Raw genomic sequence first — 20,783 nt, forward strand, 5'->3', positions numbered from 1 at the left:
AGTCCACCCGATGAGCGAATCCGTCAACCTCCCGGCGCTCGGCGAGAGCGTCACCGAGGGCACGGTGACCCGATGGCTGAAGAACGTCGGTGACCGGGTCGAGGTCGACGAGCCGCTGCTCGAGGTCTCGACCGACAAGGTCGACACCGAGATCCCGTCGCCGATCGCCGGCGTCGTCGAGGAGATCCTCGTTCCCGAGGACGAGACCGTCGAGGTCGGCACCGCCCTCGTGAAGATCGGTGACGGCTCCGGCTCGTCCGACGGCGGTTCGGACTCGTCCGACTCCGGCGCCGACGACGCGAACGCCGCCGCTGCCGACGCCGAGGAGCCCGAGGCCGCTCCGAGCACGGAGCAGGAGGCCGAGACCCCCGCGCCCGAGCCCACCGAGCCCGAGCCGGCCCCCGCCGGACAGACTCAGCCCGCCGCCCCGCAGGCACCGTCCGCCCCGCCCGCGGCAGCGCCGGTCCCGGCCGCCGCACCGGTCCCGCCGCCCGCAGCCGCTCCGCCGGCAGCCGTGCCGGCCCAGGCAGCTCCGGCTCCGGCGTCCGCGCCGAGCACCACGGCCGCCGCAGCGGTGCCGAACCCCACGCAGGACGGCGCAGCCTCGGGCTACGTCACCCCGCTGGTGCGCAAGCTCGCCAACGAGCAGGGTGTGGACCTGTCCACGGTCACCGGCTCCGGTGTCGGGGGGCGCATCCGCAAGGAGGACGTCCTCGCCGCCGCCGCGAAGGCCCCGGCCGCCTCGGCAGCAGCAGCACCCGCCGCCGCGTCCGGCCCGTTCGTCGCCGAGGTCTCGCCGCTGCGCGGAACCCGCGAGAAGATGACCCGCCTGCGCAAGGTCGTCGCCGAGCGTGCCGTGCAGTCGATGACCTCGACCGCACAGCTCACGAGCGTCGTCGAGGTCGACGTCACGAAGGTGGCGCAGTTCCGCGACGCGCACAAGGCGGAGTTCCTCGAGAAGACCGGCTCGAAGCTCTCCTTCATGCCCTTCTTCGCCCTCGCGGCGTCCGAGGCGCTGAAGGCCCACCCGAAGATCAACTCCACGGTCGAGGGCGACGAGATCGTCTACCCGGAGTCCGAGAACGTCTCCATCGCGGTGGACACCGAACGCGGCCTGCTGACCCCGGTCATCAAGGACGCGGCCTCGCTGGACCTGGCGCAGTTCTCGAAGTCCATCGCCGACCTCGCCGAGCGCACCCGGAACAACCAGCTCAAGCCCGACGAGTTGGCCGGCGGTACGTTCACGCTGACCAACACCGGTTCGCGTGGCGCGCTGTTCGACACCCCCGTGGTGTTCCTGCCGCAGTCGGCGATCCTCGGCACCGGCATCGTCACGAAGCGTCCGGCGGTCGTGAAGGTCGACGGCCAGGAGGCCATCGCCATCCGCTCGTTCGTCTACCTGGCGCTGTCGTACGACCACCGGATCATCGACGGTGCGGATGCCTCGCGGTACCTCGTCGCGGTGAAGAACCGTCTCGAAGAGGGCAACTTCGCTCCGAACCTCGGGTACTGATCCCAGCAGCACGGCCGACGGCCCCGGTTCCCCTCGTGGGAGCCGGGGCCGTTCCCGTTCCCGTTCACGGGCGGGTTCGGCTTCACCCGCCGCCGAGCAGGGTCAGGGCGGCGACCACCGACCCGACGGCGACGACGAGCCCTACGAGCACGCGGCGGAGCGGGAGCCGTCGGTCGGCTCCGAGCGGGACGCCGTGCTCGACCACGTCCCGCAGGCGCCCGAGCAGTCCGTCCTGCCCGTCCGATGTCGGCGGATCGGCGAACACGAGGTCGCTCGGCACAGGGGTCCAGCGGAACGGCCGGGGCGCGGCGGTGCCGTGGACGACGTCGAGTGCCGTTCGTGCGCTCGGTCCGTCACCGTCGAGGGCGTCCTGCAGCGCGTCGAGCACCGGTTTCTGAGCGGGATCGGACGGGTCGACGCGGTCCCACACCGTCCGGGCTGCGAGCACGAGGGTGCGGGTCGCGTCGGTCGAGTGCGCGGTGCGCGTCGGGGGTGCGGTGCGCGTCGGGGTCCTCGCTTTGGTTGGGTTCGTCGGGGTCATCGGGGTCGTCGGGCTCGTCGCGTTCGTCGGGCGGTCGCAGAGCACGACGGCACCGGAGTCGTCCACCAGCACGTCGTCGATGCCGGCAGCACCGAGCAGGACCGCGCCGTCGTGCACCGCCACCAGGAGTTCCAGGAGCGGGACCGTCAGCGTCACCGCGACGCCGGTGGTCGGGGTGCCGAGCCGGTCGAGCGCCGCCACGAGCGGTGTGCCGATCGGCCGGTCGAGGTCGACCACGAGATGCCCCGTCGGGGTCCGACCGACCGCGGCCACCGGGACGAGGTGCCGCTCGGCGGCCGCGGAGCGGTCGGCGACCCAGCTGAGCACGTCGTGCTCGTTGCCGGTCGCGATCCAGCGATCCAGGTGGTCTTCGGTGCTCGTCTCCATGGTGACCAGCGTGGCGGTGGCGCGGCGGGCCTCCAGGCTCTCCCGCACCACCTGTGGACAAGACGTGTTCGCGCACAGCCCGACACGCGACGGTCTCCCCCGGCGCACGGAGGCCGTATCCTGTTCGCATGGCACGCAGCTCTTCCACAGACAAGAAGGCGAAGGAGCCGGGGCGTCTCAAGCAGATGTTCCAGGTCTTCCAGATGACCCGAAAGGCCGACCCGTCGTCGGTCTGGTGGTTCGCCCTCGCCTTCGTCGGCCCGGTCGTCCTCGGTGTCCTGCTGGCGCTGCTCCTGCCGGGGCAGAACTGGCTGGCGATCGTCCTGTGGATCGTCGCCGGTGTGCTGCTCGGTGTGCTGCTCTTCCTCATCGTGCTCGGTCGTCTGGCCGAACGCGCCGCATACTCGCAGATCGAAGGCCAGCCCGGCGCCGTCGGTGCCGTGCTGTCGAACTCGCTCCGTCGCCAGTGGCGCTCGAGCGAGATGCCGGTCGCGGTGCACGGTCGCTCGCAGGCAGCGGTCTACCGCGCCGTGGGTCGCCCGGGCGTCGTCCTGATCACCGAGGGCCAGCGTGGCAACCTCAACCGCCAGGTCGACGAGGAGCGCCGCAAGGTGCAGCGCATCGTCCCGAACGTCGCCGTGCACGTGCTGCACGTGGGTGACGGCACCGGTGAGAGCCTGACGCTGCACAAGCTGCCCCGTGCCATGAACAAGCTCAAGAAGTCGCTCAACCGCAACGAGGTCCTGGCGGTCGCGAACCGTCTCGACTCGCTGACGCAGAGCCCCGCGGCCTCGATCCCGAAGGGCATGGACCCGATGCGGGCTCGCGCCGGACGGCCGCGCTGACCGAAGCCCTCCGCACACGAGAACGCCCCCGACCAGATCTGGTCGTGGGCGTTCTCGTGCGTGCGTGGAGTGCCGGCGGGGGCGGGGGTGTTCGCGAGTCCCGCACCGTGCGACCTTCGCTGAACCGTGCGAGGTTGCCAGCTCGGTGCGGGACTCCGACCGCGCACGGGGCGGGCCGACTCGCACCCGGTGAGCAACCTCGCACGGTGCGACGGCGCGGCACCGGCCCTGGACCGTGCCAGGTTGCCAGCTCGGTGCGGGACTTCGACGGCGCACGGGGCGTGCCTGCTCGCACCCGATGAGCAACCCCGCACGGTGCGAGGGCGAGCGGCGCATGCCCGGCGCCCTACCTCGCACGGTGCGAGGGCGCGGCCCCGGCCCTGAACCGTGCGAGGTTGTCGGCTCCGTGCGAGACTCCGACGGCGCACGGGGCGTGCGAGGTTGCCAGCTCGGTGCGGGACTCCGACGGCGCACGGGACGGGCACGCTCACACCCGTCGCGCAACCTCGCACGGTGCGACGGCAAGCGGCTGAGCCCTGCATGGTGCGCGGTTGCGTACTCGGTGCGAAGGGACGGAGCACGCACGGAGTACGCAACCTCGCACCCGACGAGCAACCTCGCACGGTGCCGACGGCCACCGCCCGCGCGCCGCACCAGCCGACCAGCCGAGCCCCGGCTCAGCGGCGGACGAGCACCGTCCCCGCGATGCGGTCGTGCGCACCCCGGCTGTCGCGGTCGATGATGAGCGCCGGGACCACCAGGCAGAGCAACACCGTCCGGAGGATCGGCCGCCACACCCCCACGTAGCCCCCGCGCATCGGGACGACGCGCAGTCCGACGCAGATGTGCCCGAACGACCCGGACAGCAGGCAGATGAACACGATCTGCAGCACGGCGAAGATGGCGATCTGCACCCAGGAGTGCGCGATGTCGCCCGAACCGTTCACCGGCGACCAGACCCCGGTGACGTAGGCGACCAGGTCAGCAAGTGCGCCGTCGATGAGGAGCGCGACGACCCGCCGCCCGATCCGCCCGACACTCCGGGGCCCGGACTCGGGCAGACCGAGGTCCTTGCCCGGCCATCCGTCCGGGTGCTCGGAGGGCGCGGACGGACTGGGGGTGCTGCGGGCCATGGTCCCCAGCGTAGGCGACAGCCCGGGCGTAACACGCCCGAAACAAACCAGTCATGTCCGGGAAACCCCGTGTCAATAGCCTCGTCGGAGGTGCCTTGACCGGTGCCTCCGACATCACCCAACCCATTGGAGATCGGCCCCATGTTCAGCGATTCCTCCGAGGTCCTGGCCTTCATCAAGGACACCGACGTCAAGTTCCTCGACATCCGCTTCACGGACCTGCCCGGTGTGCAGCAGCACTTCAACATCCCGGCATCCACCGTCGACGAGGACTTCTTCTCGGTCGGCCAGCTGTTCGACGGCTCCTCCATCCGCGGCTTCGCGTCGATCCACGAGTCCGACATGCAGCTGATCCCCGATGTCACCACGGCGTACGTCGACCAGTTCCGCGCCGAGCGCACGCTCATCATGATCTTCGACATCTACAACCCGCGGAACGGCGAGATCTACGGCCGCGACCCGCGCCAGGTGGCTAAGAAGGCCGAGAAGTACCTCGCGTCGACGGGCATCGCGGACACCGCGTTCTTCGCCCCCGAGGCCGAGTTCTACATCTTCGACGACGTCCGCTACTCGGTCACGCAGAACGAGTCCTTCTACGCGGTCGACTCCGAAGAGGGCGCCTGGAACACCGGTCGTGACGAAGAGGGCGGCAACCTCGCCAACAAGACCCCGTACAAGGGCGGCTACTTCCCCGTGTCGCCGGTCGACAAGACCGCCGACCTGCGCGACGACATCACCCTCAAGCTGATCGACGCGGGCTTCGAGCTCGAGCGCTCGCACCACGAGGTGGGCACCGGCGGCCAGCAGGAGATCAACTACAAGTTCGACACGATGGTCCACGCCGCGGACGACATCCTGAAGTTCAAGTACATCGTCAAGAACACGGCTGACCAGTGGGGCAAGGTCGCCACGTTCATGCCGAAGCCGCTCTTCGGCGACAACGGCTCGGGCATGCACACCCACCAGTCGCTCTGGTCGGACGGCAAGCCGCTCTTCTACGACGAGAACGGCTACGGCGGTCTGTCGGACCTCGCCCGCTGGTACATCGGCGGCATCCTGAAGCACGCCTCGGCGCTGCTCGCGTTCACCAACCCGTCGATCAACTCGTACCACCGTCTGGTCAAGGGCTTCGAGGCTCCGGTCAACCTGGTCTACTCGGCCGGCAACCGCTCGGCGGCGATCCGCATCCCGATCACGGGCACCAACCCGAAGGCCAAGCGCATCGAGTTCCGTGCGCCCGACGCCTCCGGCAACCCGTACCTCGCCTTCGCCGCGCAGCTGATGGCGGGCCTCGACGGTATCCAGAACCGCATCGAGCCGCACGAGCCGGTCGACAAGGACCTCTACGAGCTCCCGCCCGAGGAGGCCAAGGGCATCCCGCAGGTCCCCGGCTCCCTCGACGAGGCGCTCGACGCGCTCGAGGCGGACCACGAGTTCCTCACGAAGGGCAACGTCTTCACCGAGGACCTCATCCAGACCTGGATCGACTACAAGCGTGAGAACGAGATCCTCCCGCTGGCCCAGCGCCCGCACCCGTTCGAGTACGAGCTGTACTTCGGCGTCTGAGTCTCGCTGACGCACTCGCGCTCTGCGCATGCGCGTCTGAGTCTCGCTGACACCACACGAAGGGCCCCGCACCGTCAGGTGCGGGGCCCTTCGTGTGTATGCCAAAGCGACAGTGCGCTGTCGGCCAGGGCGCTGGCACCCGCGAGAGCGACAGAACGCCGCGAACGTTCCGCGGGATTCAGTCGCTTTCGCGAGAGGACGCTGCCACCGTGCGCGCGGGGTGCTGACGCGACCGCCTGGAGGCCCGGTGCCGGTCCGGCGGGCGGGCGCCGGGCCTCCAGGCGGTCGCGGCGCACGTTCCTTCCCATAGCAGCCGGACTGGAAAGCGGAATCGGGCGTACCTGGTCAGAACTTCCGACCAGGTACGCCCGATTCGACCAGGTACGCCCGATTCGACCCGGTACGCCCGATTCGACCAGGTACGCCCGATTCGACCAGGGACGCCCGGAACCGCGCGAACAGACCAGCCCCCGGGCGCACGGGAACGGGGCCCGCGCCGCCCGGCACGGACCCCGTCTCGCGAACGGTGACTAGCGGCTCGTGGCCAACGCGTCGTTCGTCCCCGCTGCGACGCTCACGGGTGCACCCGTGACCGGCGTGGGACGTCCCAGGGAACGGACGGTCCACCCCGCTTTCACCCAGTCGAGGACCGGGAGGCAGTTGCGCGCGTCGATCACGACGCGGCGCCCGACGAGGTCACCGAGGGCGACCGGGTCGGCGGTGATGATGTCGTCCCACTCGGTGAGCACGAGGACGACGTCGGCGCCCTCGATCGCGTCCGTCATCGACGCGGCGTAGCTCAGCGTCGGGAACGAGCGCTTCGCGGGCTCCATCGCCTCCGGGTCCCAGAGCGTCACCTGGGCGCCGCGGAGGTGCAGCGCAGCGGCGACGTTCAGCGCCGGGGAGTCCCGGACGTCGTCGGTCAGGGGCTTGAACGCGGCACCGATGACGGCCACGCGACGGTTGAGCACCGATCCCCCGGCCGAGTCGATCGCCATGTCGATGACCCGCTGGCGCTGCCCCATGTTGATCTCGTCGACCTGCTGCATGAGGCCGACGACCTGGCCCGCGCCGATCTCGTTCGCGCGGTACATGAGCGCCCGGATGTCCTTCGGCAGGCAGCCGCCGCCGAAGCCGAGGCCGGCGTTCAGGAACTTCCGGCCGATGCGGGCGTCGTGGCCGAGGGCGTCGGCGAGCGTGGAGACGTCGGCGCCGGTGATGGCGCACATCTCGGAGATCGCGTTGATGAACGAGATCTTCGTGGCGAGGAACGCGTTGGCGCTCACCTTGACGAGCTCCGCGGTGGCGAGGTCGGTGGTGATGACCGGGGTGCCCTCGCTGATCGGTGCGGCGTAGACCTCGCGGATCACGGCGTCGGCGGCCTCGGAGGCTCCGCCCCAGACCAGACGGTCCGGGTGCAGGGTGTCCTCGACGGCCTTGCCCTCACGCAGGAACTCGGGGTTCCAGATGAGCTCGGCGTCGATGCCGGCGGGGGTGAACTCGCGGACGATGCCGCGGAGTCGCGCTGCGGTGCCGACCGGGACCGTCGACTTGCCGACGATGAGGCCCGGGTGGGTGAGGTTCTCGGCGACGCCCCGGGTGGCGCTCTCGACGTAGGCCAGGTTCGCGGCGTGCGACCCGGCCTTCTGCGGGGTGCCGACGCAGACGAAGTGGACGTCCGCAGCCGCGACGGCCGAGGCGATGTCGGAGGTGAAGCGGAGCTTGCCGCTGGCGACGTGCTTCGTGATGAGCTCGGGCAGACCGGGCTCGAAGAACGGGACCTCACCGGCGGACAGTGCGGCGAGCTTCGACGGGTCGATGTCGACACCGATGGTCTCGAAGCCCATCTCGGCCATGGCGGCCGCGTGGGTGGCGCCGAGGTAGCCGGTGCCGATGACGCTGATGACGGGTGCGGGGCGGGTGTCGGCCGATGCGGTCGACTTCTTGGACTCGCTCATTGCGTGACCTCCTGCAGGTCGTAGTCGATGTCGTTGCGCTTGATGCCCTCGGCGAAGGCCTTGAGGGAATCTGCGCGGGAGTTGAGACGCCAGTCGTTCGTGGTGCGCTTGCCGTCGATGATGGTGGTCGCGGTCTCGCTGAAGTACGCGAAGCCGACGATGTCCTTGTTGGCGGGGTCCGCCAGCGCATCGAAGAGCGAGTTGATCCACTGCGTCTTCTGCGGGTTCGCGACACTCGTGCCGGTCTCGGTCGCCCCGATCTCGTTGAGCATGATGCCCTTGCCCGGCGCGATCTGGCGGAGCTGCGTGAGCGTCGCTCCGAAGGTCGTGCCGAACGTCGGCTGCTCGGTGGCGTCGCGGTAGTAGCCGCTCATGCCGACCCAGTCCACGTAGTCCGCACCCGGGTAGTACTGCTGCATGTAGTCGAGCGTCTGGTACTTCGGGTTGCCGAGCTTGTCGATGCGGCTCGGGGACCAGTCCCAGATGACGTACTTGTTCGCGCCGTTCGCCTGGAAGACGTCGTGCACGTGCTGCCACATCTTCTTGTAGGAGCCGGCCGGGTTCTTCTGGGCGTCACCCTCGGACCAGTTGTACCAGGAGCCGTTCATCTCGTGGTCGAGACGGATGACCATCGGCTGTCCGTTGGCCGCCAGCGCCTTGGCGTACTTCGTCAGGTAGGCGTCGAAGGATCCACCGGAGATGTCGTCGTTGGTGTACCCGGGGACGTACTTCTGGTCGTTGCCGGTCTGCGCCGGCACCGTCTCCCACGTCATGAGCGGGACACGGCCGTTGGCCCAGGAGCGCTGCACCGCGGGGGCGTTGAACTCCTGGTCGAAGCCCTGGAAGAAGCCGGTCATGTTGGACGCGGTGCCGACCTGGCGGGAGACCTCGTCGTACTCGGCCCAGTTGAACGGGGACTGCGCGGTGTACAGGCCGTACCAGCGCGACTGCTGACCGAGGATCTCTGCCTTGGTCGGCGTGACGACCGGGGTGGCACCCGGGTCGGTCGAGGGACCGGGGTTCGGCTTCGAGCCACCGCCGTTGCCGGAACCGGAGCCGGACCCGGATCCGTTGCCGGAACCGGAGCCGCTGCCGGACCCGTTGTCGGACGAGCCCGAGCCGGACCCGGACGCACCGGCCGAACCGGCACCGGACCCGCCGGAACCCGAGCCACCGCTGCCGGAACCCGCGGCGTTGACGTTGGACGAGCCTCCCGAGTCCTTCGCGGCACCGAGCTGGGACTGCAGCGACGCGATCTGCGCCTTGAGTTCCGAGATCTGGTCGCCACGCGACCCGGCCTGGGCCGTGCGGGAGTCGAGCTTGCCCTCGAGCGACCAGATGCGCTCCTGGGCGGCGTCGAGCTGCGTCTGCAGCTCGGCGGCGGACACCTTCTTGGCCTTCGGCGCCTCGACGCCGAGCGCCTGGTGCACGGCGGTCGAGACGGGGCCGGAGGGTGAGATCCACACCGACCAGGTGATGAGGCCGAGCGCCAGCACGATGGCCGTCGTGCCGATGGCCGTCCGGCGGGCGTGCTTGCTGGACTGCGCCCACCAAGCACTCGAGGAACGGATGAAGTCAGACAATGAGGAACGCCTCCAGGGCGAAGATCGCGATGCCGATCACGTACGGGATCGCTGCGTACGGGTTGTACCGGCGGGCTCGGGCGGGGGCCGGCGCGGCTGCTCGCTGGGCCTCCTGCTGCGCGACCGCGGCTGCGGCCTCACGGCGGGTGGCGAGGACGGTGGTGGTGGAGTTGGTCGCCGCGTCGGCGCCGAAGAGCTCGTCGAACGCACGGTCCACGGCCACCTGGTCGACGGTCTCGAGCGGAGCGGGCGAACCAGCGCCCGAACCCGCCTGCCCGGACCCGGCCGACCGGGCACGTTCGGCGTCGATCGGGCTGACCGGGACCTGCGCCGTGGAGGACAGCGGCTGGACGGCGTCCGCCGGGTCCTCCTGCATCGGACCACCGGCGTAGGCACCGGCCCGGGTCCCCCAGCCGGACGCGTGCGCCAGGCGGAAGAAGCCGATGAGCCGGATCGGCATCAGGAAGAACGTCGACACGATGATGAACATCGGCAGGCGGAAGAAGTCGCTCGGCTTCTCGGACAGGTGCCGCATCTGGCGGATCGCCATGCTCAGCACGCTCGAGATCACCATGAGCGCCGCGACGTAGACGAACCCGGTCGAGAAGCCGTACTGCGACAGGATGCCCTGGTACAGGTTCTCGCCCTGGCCGGTGAAGGCACGGTAGATCCAGCCTGCGATCACGCCGAAGAGCATGAACGGCAGGATGATGTCGGTGATGAAGAACGCCGCGAGGACCGGCGCGTGGCCGAGCATCCACGGCAGCATCCGCAGCGTGTTGTACTGCGAGCCGCGGGCCCAGCGGAGCTGCTGCTTGAACAGCTTCTTCACCTGCAGCGGGGCGTCCGTGTAGACCAGCGACGTGTACTGGTAGACGGTCCGGTACCCCTCCTTGAGCGTGAGGTTCGTCAGCGTCCGGTCGTCGGAGACCTCGAGGAACACGCCCATGAACTTCTCGTGCATGAACCGGTCCATCACCCGCATGAGGATGCTCCGGCGGAAGGCGATGGTGCGCCCGGGCAGGCAGCCGATCTGCCCGAGGACACTCTGTGCCGGCATCGAGTAGAGCGCCCGCGAGTTCTCGAGCCAGTCGGCCCAGCGGGTGATCCAGCTGCGCTCCGGTTCGAGGATGCGCTGCCGGGTCGTCACGCCACCGACGGACTCGTCGGCGAACGGCTTGAGGAGTTCCTCGAGCGCGCCGGGGGTCCAGACGGTGTCGGAGTCGACCAGCACGGTGATGTCGCCGTTGGACATCTCGGTGCCGACCTTGACGGCGTTGCGCTTGCCCGGGATGGGCGTGTGGGTCCAGCGGACGAGCGGGGCGAACTCGTCGCAGACCTCCTCGAGGGCCTCGTTGCGGGCACCGTTGATGACGACGATGATCTCGCCGGGCTGCTGCTCGACCATGCGGCCGATGACGTCACGGAAGAGGTCGAGCGGTTCGTCCACGACGGGGACGACGACGCTGGTGGTACCGACGAAGGTGCCGGTGAAGGGGCGGTAGCGGGCGGAGATGACGACCTTGAGCAACCAGAGCAACCAGATCACCGCGGAGTACACGGCGAACAGGTAGAACTCGGGGTGGCCTTCGACCATCTGCCTGATCTGCAGAATGAAGGTGAACACTGATCCCTGCTTCAACGTTCGAGGTGGAGATTCCGCTTCATCGGGGAATCAGGGCCGGTTCGGGTGATGCAATTGATGCAGAACCTGAACGCGCGCGCAACGCGGCCCCCGTCCGGGGGCGTTACGGGCGCGTTACGGGGTACACACCGGTCCCCCTCTCGGCCGGTCGGAGTGGTCCCCCGTGGTGCTGACAGCACTCCTGCGGACCACGCCTCGACGCAGGGTCGCCCCGATGGGCGACAGGTGCGGCCTGGAGGCACGGGTCGGGTTCGGCGGAAAGCCCAGGTCAGCAGGTGGTCACGCGGCGTGTCGGGGGACGTCGGAAAAGGTCCCCTGGCGGTCCGGTGGGAGTTCGGTCACGGCCCGGTAACGAGCCGGGCTCTGTTTCGAACAGGGGTACGAAGGGGGTGTCGTCGGGGGACGTCGTGCGACACGGAGAATTAACCTTCGATGGCTGCTCAGGTCGGGTCCGTCCGCAGACGCTCGGGCGTGTCGCGGGGTGCTCGGCGCTGCGTCGGCGGCGGGTCAGGTGCTGCGTCGCCGGCGGGTCAGGCGCCGTGTCGCGGGCGGGTCAGGCGCCGTAGAACTCGCGCTCGAACACCTGTCGGGCGCGCCGCGTGACACCGAGGTAGTCGTCCTCGAGGCGGCTCGCGGAGCCCGGCGGGTACTCCATCAGCCGTGCGACACCCTCGAGCTGGACGCGGTCGACGGGCAGCACGTCGGTGGTCTTCCCCGACCACAACACGAGGGCGCTGCGGGTGCGCGACGCGAAGCGCCAGGCGGCCCCGAGCCGCTCGCCGTCCTCGGCGCCGACCAGTCCGGCGTCGACCGCGGCGTCGAGCGCCTCGAGCGTCGACGTGGTGCGGAGCGACGGGATCTCGAGCGCGTGCTGCAGCTGCAGGAGCTGCACGAACCACTCGACGTCGCTGAGTGACCCGCGGCCGAGCTTGAGGTGCCGGGCCGGGTCCGCGCCGCGGGGCAGCCGCTCCGACTCGACGCGGGCCTTGATGCGGCGGACCTCACGCACCTGGTGGTCGTCGATCCGCTCCGGGTACCGGGTGCGGTCGGCGAGGTGCTCGAAGTCACGCAGGAGCTGTGCGTCACCGACGGCACCGCGGGCGCGGAGGAGCGCCTGCGCCTCCCACGTGAGCGACCAGCGGGCGTAGTAGGCGCCGTAGGACTCGAGCGTGCGCACGACCGGCCCGTTCTTGCCCTCGGGGCGCAGATCGATGTCGAGGTCGAGCGGGTGGATCGTGTCCTCGGTCAGGCGGTTGAGCTCGCGCACGATGGTCTGGGCGGTCCGGGACGCGACCTCGGGCGCCAGGTCGGGGGCCCGGTACACGTACAGCACGTCGGCGTCCGACCCGAAGCCGAGCTCCCGCCCGCCGTACCGGCCCATCGCGATGATGCCGAACTCGAAGCCCTCGGGCGCGTCCCGGCGGGCGAGCGCGAGGGCGCCGGCGAGGGTGGCCTCGGTGACGTCGCTCAGGGCCGGGCCGAGCCCGTCGACGTCGAGGGAGCCGAGCACGGCGGCCATGCCGAGCCGCAGGGTCTCCCGACGTCGGGCCGACCGGAGCAGCGCCGCGGAGCCGTCGACGTCGTTGCCGTGCCGGGCGGTGGTCGCGGTCATCTCGGCGAGCAGGGACTCGATCGGCCGCGGACGCAGGAGCGCCTCGGGTTCGTCGAGCCAGGCGACCGCCTCGGGGAACCGCTCGAGCAGCCCGGACAGGAACGCCGACTCGGACAGCACCGTGGTGAGCGAGTGTGCGGCACCGGACGAGTCGCGCAGCATGCGGAGGAACCAGCTCGACTCCCCCAGCCCGTCGCTCAACCGCCGGAAGGCCAGCAGCGCACGGTCCGGCGCCGGCCCCTCGGCCATCCAGCGCAGGAGCACCGGGAGCAGGTTCCGCTGGATCGCCGCGCGCCGGCTCGTGCCCTGCGTGAGGGCGCGGATGTGGCCGACGGCTCCGGCGGGGTCGACGAACCCGACGCCGGCGAGCCGGTCGACGACCTGGTCGTTGGTCAGGACGATCTCGTCCTCGGTCGAAGCCACCGCGGACAGCAGCGGCCGGTAGAACAGGCGCTCGTGCAGCCCGCGGACCTCGAGCTTCACGGCGCGCCAGCGGGCCTCGAGCGCCGGCGCCGACGCCGCGACGCCGCTCGACCGGGCGAGCACCCGCAGCTCCTCTTCGTCGGAGGGCATGAGGTGCGTCCGCTGCAGGCGCCGGAGCTGGATGCGGTGCTCGAGCACCCGGAGCAGCGCGTAGTCCGGGCCGAACCGAGCGGCCTCGGCACGGCCGACGTACCCGGCGTCGGTCAGGGCGTCCATCGCCTCGAGCGTCGACCGGACCCGCACGGACGGGTCGTCACGGCCGTGCACGAGCTGCAGGAGCTGCACGGTGAACTCGACGTCCCGCAGGCCACCGGGGCCGAGCTTGAGCTGCCGGTCGACGTCGGCGTCGGGGATGTGCTCGGTCACCCGCTCACGCATGCGCTGCACGGATTCCACGAATCCCGGCCGGGTGGAGGAGTTCCACACGAACGACGCGACGGCCTCGGCGTACCGGGCACCCAGATCGGCGGATCCGGCGATCGGGCGGGCCTTGAGCAGCGCCTGGAACTCCCACCCCCTCGCCCAGCGCTCGTAGTACGCCACGTGCGAGTCGAGGGTGCGGACGAGTGCACCGTCCTTGCCCTCGGGCCGGAGGTTCGCGTCGACCTCCCACAGGGCGGGTTCGGCGGCGAGGTCGGTGATCGCGTGCATGGCGGCGATCGCGATGCGGGTGGAGACGAGGACGGCCCGGTCGGTGGAGACGTCGTCGGTGGGCTCCGTGACGAAGATGACGTCGACGTCGCTGACGTAGTTGAGCTCGCGCGCACCGGCCTTGCCCATCGCGATCACCGCGAGCGGGGTCGCCGCGACGTCGGCCGCCGGGAACGGCACCTCGCGCCGGGCGATGTCGACGGCGGCGTCGAGGGTGGCGCCCGCCAGGTCGGCGAGTCCCGCCGCGACGGCCGGGAAGGCATCGGTCGGCACGGCGTGCAGCACGTCGAACAGGGCGATCTGGGCCAGGTGCCGGCGGTAGCGCACCCGCAGGCGCATCCGGGCGTCCTCACCCGTGGCACCGTCGACGGCCTCGGTCAGCGACGCCGTGTACCGCTCCTGCGACCACGGTTCGCCGACCGGTTCGAGCAGCAGTGCCAGCTCGGCGGGACGCCGGTGCAGGAACTCCCCGAGACCGATCGAGGCGCCGAGCAGGCGGATCAGGCGCTCGGTCGCCACGTCGTCCGTCAGGACGGGGCGGAGCTCGTCCGGCGCGCGCTCGAGCAGCCGCTCGAGCATCCGCAGGGCACCGTCCGGATCAGCGGTGCCGCCCCAGAGCGCGGCAGACCCGGCGACCGGCAGCGGCACGTCGGGGCCGAACCGGGCCTCCAGGTCGGCAGCCCGCTCGAGGCTCTCCGACAGGTCGGCGAACCCCAGACGGGCCAGCTCCGAACGTGACGTCGTCGTCCGACCGGTCATGTGGAACGTGCTCCCGAGGGATCAGGGCGCTCGGTTCTAGAGCGCGCCGAGGTTGGTGTCGAGCTCGAACGGGGTGACCTGGTCGCGGTAGCGCTTCCACTCCTGCCGCTTGTTGAGCAGCACGAAGTTGAACACCTGCTCGCCGAGGGTCTCGGCCACCAGCTCGGAGTCCTCCATGAGGCTCAGCGCGTGGTCGAGGCTCGCGGGCAGCTGGCTGTAGCCCAGCGCCCGGCGCTCCGAGTCGCTGAGGCTCCACACGTTGTCCTCGGCCTCGGCGGGGAGCTCGTACTCCTCCTCGATGCCCTTGAGCCCGGCGGCGAGCAGCAGCGAGTACGCCAGGTACGGGTTCGCCGCCGAGTCGATGCCGCGGTACTCGATCCGCGAGGACTGGCCCTTGTTCGGCTTGTAGAGCGGCACGCGCACCAGGGCCGAGCGGTTGTTGTGGCCCCAGGTGACGAAGGACGGGGCCTCGTCGCCGCCCCAGAGCCGCTTGTACGAGTTGACGAACTGGTTCGTCACCGCGGTGATCTCCGGCGCGTGCTTGAGCACCCCGGCGATGAAGTGCTTGGCGGTCTGCGACAGCTGGTACTGGCCACCGGCCTCGTAGAAGGCGTTCTGGTCGCCCTCGAACAGCGAGACGTGGGTGTGCATGCCGGAACCGGGCTGGCCGGAGATCGGCTTCGGCATGAACGTCGCGTAGACGCCCTGCTCGATCGCGACTTCCTTCACCACGGTGCGGAAGGTCATGATGTTGTCCGCCATCGTCAGTGCGTCGGCGTAGCGGAGGTCGATCTCGTTCTGCCCGGGGCCGGCCTCGTGGTGCGAGAACTCGACCGAGATGCCGAGGTCCTCGAGCATCCGGACGGACCGGCGGCGGAAGTCGTGCGCGCTGCCGCCGGGGACGTTGTCGAAGTAGCCGGCCTGGTCGACGGGCTGCGGTCCGCCGCCCTTCCACTCGCGGCTCTTCAGCAGGTAGAACTCGATCTCGGGGTGCGTGTAGAACGTGAACCCTCGGTCGCTCGCCCGGGCCAGGGTGCGCTTCAGCACGTTGCGGGGGTCGGCCACGGCGGGCTGCCCGTCCGGCGTCGTGATGTCGCAGAACATCCGCGCGGTGGGGTCGATCTCGCCGCGCCACGGCAGGATCTGGAAGGTCGAGGGGTCCGGGTGTGCCAGGACGTCGGCCTCGTACGAACGGGTGAGGCCCTCGATCGCGGAGCCGTCGAACCCGATGCCCTCGGCGAACGCGCCCTCGACCTCGGCCGGGGCGATCGCCACCGACTTCAGCGTCCCGATGACGTCCGTGAACCAGAGTCGGATGAACTTGATGCCGCGCTCCTCGATGGTGCGGAGCACGAAGTCCGTCTGCTTGTCCATGCACGACCTTTCCGTGTATCGGGTGGCCGCTGGCGGGCCTCGTCCCAGGCTAGTGGTCCGGCGGTGTGCGCGGGGCCGTGCGACGCGCCGTCACCGGGGCGCCGGCGGAGCGCCGGCCGCGGTGCTCAGCGGTCCTCGGCGTCCCACTTCTCGTTGTTCGCGGCGATGCGGTCGAGCGCGTGCTGCGCCTCCTCGCGCGTCGCGAACGGGCCGATCCGGTCGCGCTGCGGGGACTGCGGGCCCTGCTCGACCTGGCCGGTCTTGTCGTTGAACCACCACTGGGACTCGATGCGTTCTTCGCTCATGCCGCCCACCGTACCCACGTGACCGCCTGGAGGCCCGGTGCCGGTCCGGCGGACCGGCACCGGGCCTCCAGGCACTCACGTCCACCCCGTCGGGCCGCACCGTGGGGCGGTTGCGTTCGGCGCGTCGCGCCGCGGGGCGGTTGCGCTCGGCGCGTCGCGCCGCGGCTAGAGTGGTCCGCATGCCCCGGGACGAACACGGACACCTGACCGCCGGCCGCATCTCCCCGCACCGCGCCGTCCCGAAGGACATCGAGCGTCCGGAGTACGTCGGGAAGGTCGAGCCCCACGAGCACGGCCTCGGTGACACCTACACGCCGGACGAGGTCGAGCGCATCCGGGTCGCCGGGCGCATCGCGTCGCAGGCCATCGACGCCGTCGGCGAAGCCATCCGCCCCGGTGTGACCACGGACGAGCTGGACCGGATCGGGCACGAGTTCGTCGTCGCGCACGGTGCCTACCCCTCCACCCTCGGCTACCGCGGCTACCCGAAGTCGCTCTGCTCGAGCCTCAACGAGGTCATCTGCCACGGCATCCCCGACGACACCGTCCTGCAGGAGGGCGACCTCGTCAACATCGACATCACCGCCTACAAGGACGGCATGCACGGCGACACGAACCGCACGTTCGTCGTCGGGCAGGCAGCACCTGAGGTGTCGGACCTGGTGACCCGGACCGAAGAGGCACTGCGTCGCGGTATCAAGGCCGTCGCCCCGGGCCGGCAGGTCAACGTGATCGGCCGCGCGATCGAGGCGTACGCGAAGCGCTTCGGCTACGGCGTCGTCCGCGACTACACCGGACACGGCGTCGGTCGGGCGTTCCACTCCGGCCTGATCATCCCCCACTACGACGCACCGCAGTACGACACGGTGATCGAACCCGGCATGGTGTTCACCATCGAACCCATGCTCACGCTCGGCGGCATCGAGGCCGACATCTGGTCCGACGACTGGACGGTCTCGACCCGTGACAAGTCGTGGACCGCGCAGTTCGAGCACACCCTCGTCGTCACCGAACGCGGCGCGGAGCTCCTCACCGTCTCCTGACCGGACACCTCCGGCAGGCAACCGAAAGGCACGACAACCTCATGACCTCCCTCGCAGTCGGCGTCGACATCGGTGGTACGGGCATCAAGGGCGCGATCGTCGACGTCGCGTCCGGCGCCCTCACCACGGACCGCATCAAGAAGGCCACGCCCGAGGGCGGGAAGCCCCAGGACATCACGGCGGTGGTCAAGGAGATCATCGGTGAGCTCGCCCCCGGTGACGACGTGCCCGTCGGGGTCTGCTTCCCGGCGATCGTGCGGGACGGCAAGACGATGTCCGCCGCGAACGTGTCGAAGAAGTGGATCGGCTTCGAGGCCGAGGCGCTGTTCGAGAAGGAACTCGGCCGCTCCATCCACTTCGTCAACGACGCCGACGCCGCCGGGTTCGCCGAGCAGCAGTTCGGTGCGGCCAAGGGCAAGGACGGCCTGGTCATCGTGACGACGCTCGGCACCGGCATCGGCACCGCGCTCATCAACGACGGCGTGCTCATCGTCAACTCGGAGCTCGGGCACCTGGAGATCGAGGGGCACGACGCCGAGTCGCGCGCCTCGTTCGCCGCCAAGGAGCGCGACGACCTGTCGTGGAAGCACTGGGCGAAGCGCCTGCAGAAGTACTACTCGACGCTGGAGGCCCTGCTCTCCCCCGAGCTCTTCGTCGTCGGCGGCGGGGTCTCGAAGCAGTACGAGGAGTTCCTCCCGCTGCTCGACCTGCAGGCCGACATCATCCCCGCGACGCTCCGCAACAACGCCGGCATCATCGGTGCCGCGACCCTGGCGGCGCGCAGCGTCTAGTCCGGGTCGGGCGTACCTGGTCGAATCGGGCGTACCTGGTCGGAACTTCCGACCAGGTACGCCCGTTCTCATCAGGTACGCGTGTGCGTGGGGCTCCCCTCGCATCGGGCGCCGCGGAGCCGGGTAGACTCGCTCCAGCGAATGGGTCGGTGAGACGGTCGCGTCGCTCCCCCGGGAGCGCCGAGGAACGTCCGGGCTCCACAGAGCAGGGCGGTGGGTAACACCCACCCGGAGCAATCCGCGAGACAGTGCCACAGAAAGCAGACCGCCGGCGGCAACGTCGGTAAGGGTGAAACGGTGGTGTAAGAGACCACCAGGGGTCCGGGTGACCGGATCCGCTCGGTAAACCTCGCCCGGAGCAAGGTCAGACAGAGGACGTTGAGGCTGCTCGCCGAGTCCTCGGGTAGACCGCTGGAGGCCGACGGCAACGTCGGTCCGAGAGAGATGGCCGTCACCGCCGTGCAAGCGGCGGGACAGAACCCGGCGTACGGCCGGCCCATTCGCCCCTTCTCCGTGCCGCGTCGGTCCACGCGGACGTCGCGCGCGGCGCGCGCGGTCACGACTCCCCGCTCAGGTTCGCCGAGTGGTCACCAACCGTCGGCCGGCACGACCGCAGCCGACCGTTCGCGACCGCTCGGCGGCACGCACCCGACGCGTTGCGACCAGCCCACGACGGACGGGAGGCGCGGTGCGGCGCCGCCACGAGCCTCCCGTCAGGCGGCACGCACGGTCACGACTCCCCGCTCAGGGTCGCCGAGCGGTCACCAACCGTCGGCCGGCACGGCCGCAGCCGACAGTTCGTGGCCGCTCGGCGGCACGCGCCCGACGCGTTGCGACCAGCCCCGAACGGACAGGAGGCGCGGTGCCAGCTGGCACCGCGCCTCCGCCACGGACGTCGCTCGCGTCTACAGCCCGGACTCGGCCGTCCGCACCAGGATCGCGTCGCTGTCGGGGCACAGCACCACGTCGTCGGGCGCAGCCCGGCGGATGGTCTGCAGGTCGGAGTTGTTGAGGGCCACGCCCGAGGCCGTCGACACGCCGCCCTGCAGCAGCGAGGCACCGAAGCCGTAGCGCGCACGCTGCCGGTCGTACAGGGCGAGCAACTCAGCCGGCACCTTGGCGGCGACGTCGGCGCGGGCCTGCTCGGCGGACTCGCGGTCGGCCGTGAGCCGGGCGATCTCGGCGTCGCGCTCGGCGACCAGACCACCGCGGGCGGCCTCGACGTCGGCGAGCTTCGCCTCGATGTCACCGACCCGGGCGCGGAGCCCGTCGAGGTTCTCCATGATCTCGAGCTCGGCGGTCTCGAGGCCGCCGATGCGCCGCTGCAGCGAGTCGAGCTCGCTCTGCAGTCCGGCGGCGTCCTTCGCGTTCGCGACGTTCTGCAGCATCGTGGTGTCGCGTTCGACACGGGCCTGCGCGACCGCGGTGTCGGACTCCAGGCGGGCGAGGTCGCGCTCGGCGTCCTCGACCTCGCCGGTGGCGGCGACGAGTTCGCTCCGGAGCGCCGCGGCCTGCTTGCTCAGCTCGGTCAGCTGGTCGCCCTTCTGCAACGACGTGATGCGGTGCGCGATGCGGGTGACGTCGTTGTCGAGACGCTGGACGTCGAGGAGGATGACCTGGTCCTCGGGTGCTGCCTTCATGGTCAGGCTCCTTCTGTGGGGGTGGTGGGTTCGGCGGCCGGCAGGACGGCGAAGTCCCACGGGTCGGTGCGGAGGTCGCTCACGGTGACGCGGACCCCGGCCCGGGTGCGCAGCTGCTCTGCGGCGACGTCGAGCCAGAGCCATTCGGTGGCCCAGTGCGAGGTGTCGATGAGCGCCGGCCCGCCGCCGAGGAGCGCCTGTTCGCGGAACTCCGAGGCCGGGTGGTGCCGCAGGTCGCTCGTGATGTAGACGTCGGCGTCGAGCACGGCGGGGTGGCCGAGCAGCGAGTCGCCGGCACCCGCGCAGAGCGCCACGGTGCGGACGGGCTGGTTGAACTCACCGGAGACGCGGACGCCGGTGGCCGTGGGCGGCAGCAGGTCGACGAGCTTCCGGGCGAGGGCGCCGAGGGTCGTCCCCTCGGGCAGCACGCCGACGCGACCGATGCCCGTGTCGGGGTCGGCTCCGGCGTCGAGCGGTCGCTGCTCGGTGAGCCCGAGTCGGTCGGCGAGGACAGCCGAGGTGCCGGTCGTCACGACGTCGGCGTTGGTGTGCGCCGCGAGCAGGGCACTGCCGCCGCGCACGAGGGTCGCCAGGACACTGCCCTTGTAGGTCGACTCGGCGATCGTCGTCACCCCGCGGAGCAGCAACGGGTGGTGCGTGAGCAGGAGCCCGGCACCGAGTTCGACGGCTTCACGGGCGGTGGCGGGGACCGCGTCGACGGCGAGGTGCACGTGCTCGACGGTGGCGTCCGGGTCGCCCGCGACGAGGCCGACGGAGTCCCACGACTCGGCACCGGCGGCGGGCCACAGGTCCTCGATCACGGCCTGGAGTTCGCGGAGCGTCGGCATCCCGTCAGTCTACCGAGGCGACCGCCCCGGACGGGGCAGCCGGTCCGTGTGGGGTGATCCGGGCCTCCAGGCAGTGCAGCCGGAAGCCTTGTGACCGGAAGCGGTG

General features: G+C 70.6%; 15 protein-coding genes and 1 other RNA gene. 6 read left to right on the forward strand and 10 right to left on the reverse strand.

Annotated features, from left to right (window positions below):
• The first annotated feature begins 10 nt into the window (after positions 1-10).
• Positions 11-1,513 (forward strand): 2-oxoglutarate dehydrogenase, E2 component, dihydrolipoamide succinyltransferase, encoded by a 1,503-nt coding sequence (sucB, locus tag DEJ12_RS11965; protein WP_071403959.1) that lies wholly within the window; start codon positions 11-13, stop codon positions 1,511-1,513.
• A gap of 82 nt (positions 1,514-1,595) precedes the next feature.
• On the opposite strand, the gene DEJ12_RS11970 is transcribed toward sucB, so the two are convergent.
• On the reverse strand, positions 1,596-2,441 hold the full coding sequence (locus DEJ12_RS11970; protein ID WP_146245615.1) for a hypothetical protein: 846 nt from the start codon (positions 2,439-2,441) through the stop codon (positions 1,596-1,598).
• A 128-nt stretch (positions 2,442-2,569) separates the two neighbouring features.
• Between DEJ12_RS11970 and DEJ12_RS11975 the strand changes: the two genes are divergently transcribed.
• Positions 2,570-3,286, forward strand: a complete 717-nt coding sequence (locus DEJ12_RS11975) for a DUF4191 domain-containing protein (protein WP_027465455.1) — start codon at positions 2,570-2,572, stop codon at positions 3,284-3,286.
• 677 nt (positions 3,287-3,963) lie between these two features.
• Here DEJ12_RS11975 and DEJ12_RS11980 read toward each other — a convergent pair.
• Complete coding sequence (locus DEJ12_RS11980) at positions 3,964-4,419, reverse strand: RDD family protein (RefSeq protein ID WP_071244549.1); 456 nt, start codon at positions 4,417-4,419, stop codon at positions 3,964-3,966.
• 141 nt (positions 4,420-4,560) lie between these two features.
• Here DEJ12_RS11980 and glnA (DEJ12_RS11985) point away from each other — a divergent pair, with 141 nt between their 5' ends.
• Positions 4,561-5,985, forward strand: coding sequence for a type I glutamate--ammonia ligase (glnA, locus tag DEJ12_RS11985; RefSeq protein ID WP_027465453.1), 1,425 nt, complete (start codon positions 4,561-4,563; stop codon positions 5,983-5,985).
• A 530-nt stretch (positions 5,986-6,515) separates the two neighbouring features.
• Here glnA (DEJ12_RS11985) and DEJ12_RS11990 read toward each other — a convergent pair.
• The 6 genes from DEJ12_RS11990 to DEJ12_RS12015 all read right to left on the reverse strand — a co-directional run bounded on the left by DEJ12_RS11990 (position 6,516) and on the right by DEJ12_RS12015 (position 16,355).
• Positions 6,516-7,943: a UDP-glucose/GDP-mannose dehydrogenase family protein gene (locus DEJ12_RS11990; RefSeq protein WP_071403961.1), complete on the reverse strand. Its 1,428-nt coding sequence runs from the start codon at positions 7,941-7,943 to the stop codon at positions 6,516-6,518.
• Positions 7,940-9,526, reverse strand: coding sequence for a glycosyl hydrolase (locus DEJ12_RS11995; protein WP_111030162.1), 1,587 nt, complete (start codon positions 9,524-9,526; stop codon positions 7,940-7,942). The genes DEJ12_RS11990 and DEJ12_RS11995 overlap by 4 nt, the downstream gene beginning before the upstream one ends.
• Positions 9,519-11,153 carry a glycosyltransferase family 2 protein gene (locus tag DEJ12_RS12000; RefSeq protein ID WP_111030163.1) on the reverse strand — a complete coding sequence of 545 codons (1,635 nt, stop codon included), beginning with the start codon at positions 11,151-11,153 and terminating at the stop codon, positions 9,519-9,521. Before DEJ12_RS12000 ends, DEJ12_RS11995 begins: the two co-directional genes overlap by 8 nt.
• A gap of 571 nt (positions 11,154-11,724) precedes the next feature.
• The gene (locus DEJ12_RS12005; protein ID WP_111030164.1) at positions 11,725-14,676 is read right to left on the reverse strand and encodes a bifunctional [glutamine synthetase] adenylyltransferase/[glutamine synthetase]-adenylyl-L-tyrosine phosphorylase; all 2,952 of its coding nucleotides are present in this window, start codon (positions 14,674-14,676) and stop codon (positions 11,725-11,727) included.
• A gap of 36 nt (positions 14,677-14,712) precedes the next feature.
• Complete coding sequence (gene glnA / locus DEJ12_RS12010; RefSeq protein WP_111030165.1) at positions 14,713-16,050, reverse strand: type I glutamate--ammonia ligase; 1,338 nt, start codon at positions 16,048-16,050, stop codon at positions 14,713-14,715.
• Positions 16,051-16,175: 125 nt separating this feature from the next.
• Positions 16,176-16,355 (reverse strand): SPOR domain-containing protein, encoded by a 180-nt coding sequence (locus DEJ12_RS12015; protein WP_111023013.1) that lies wholly within the window; start codon positions 16,353-16,355, stop codon positions 16,176-16,178.
• 179 nt (positions 16,356-16,534) lie between these two features.
• Between DEJ12_RS12015 and map the strand changes: the two genes are divergently transcribed.
• From map to rnpB, 3 genes are all read left to right on the forward strand, one after another.
• The gene (map, locus tag DEJ12_RS12020) at positions 16,535-17,398 is read left to right on the forward strand and encodes a type I methionyl aminopeptidase (RefSeq protein ID WP_071403965.1); all 864 of its coding nucleotides are present in this window, start codon (positions 16,535-16,537) and stop codon (positions 17,396-17,398) included.
• A 41-nt stretch (positions 17,399-17,439) separates the two neighbouring features.
• Entirely contained in the window at positions 17,440-18,189 is a 750-nt protein-coding gene (ppgK, locus tag DEJ12_RS12025) for a polyphosphate--glucose phosphotransferase (protein ID WP_027465446.1), read from the forward strand.
• 142 nt (positions 18,190-18,331) lie between these two features.
• Positions 18,332-18,692, forward strand: an RNA gene (rnpB, locus tag DEJ12_RS12030) — RNase P RNA component class A.
• Between the two features lie 402 nt (positions 18,693-19,094).
• On the opposite strand, the gene DEJ12_RS12035 is transcribed toward rnpB, so the two are convergent.
• Together DEJ12_RS12035 and DEJ12_RS12040 are read right to left on the reverse strand one after the other, a co-directional pair.
• Positions 19,095-19,829, reverse strand: coding sequence for a zinc ribbon domain-containing protein (locus DEJ12_RS12035; RefSeq protein WP_027465445.1), 735 nt, complete (start codon positions 19,827-19,829; stop codon positions 19,095-19,097).
• A 2-nt stretch (positions 19,830-19,831) separates the two neighbouring features.
• Positions 19,832-20,677, reverse strand: a complete 846-nt coding sequence (locus DEJ12_RS12040; protein WP_111030166.1) for a Nif3-like dinuclear metal center hexameric protein — start codon at positions 20,675-20,677, stop codon at positions 19,832-19,834.
• Between the last annotated feature and the right edge of the window lie 106 nt (positions 20,678-20,783).

Source organism: Curtobacterium sp. MCLR17_059 (assembly GCF_003234665.1).
Taxonomy (GTDB): Bacteria; Actinomycetota; Actinomycetes; order Actinomycetales; family Microbacteriaceae; genus Curtobacterium; species Curtobacterium flaccumfaciens.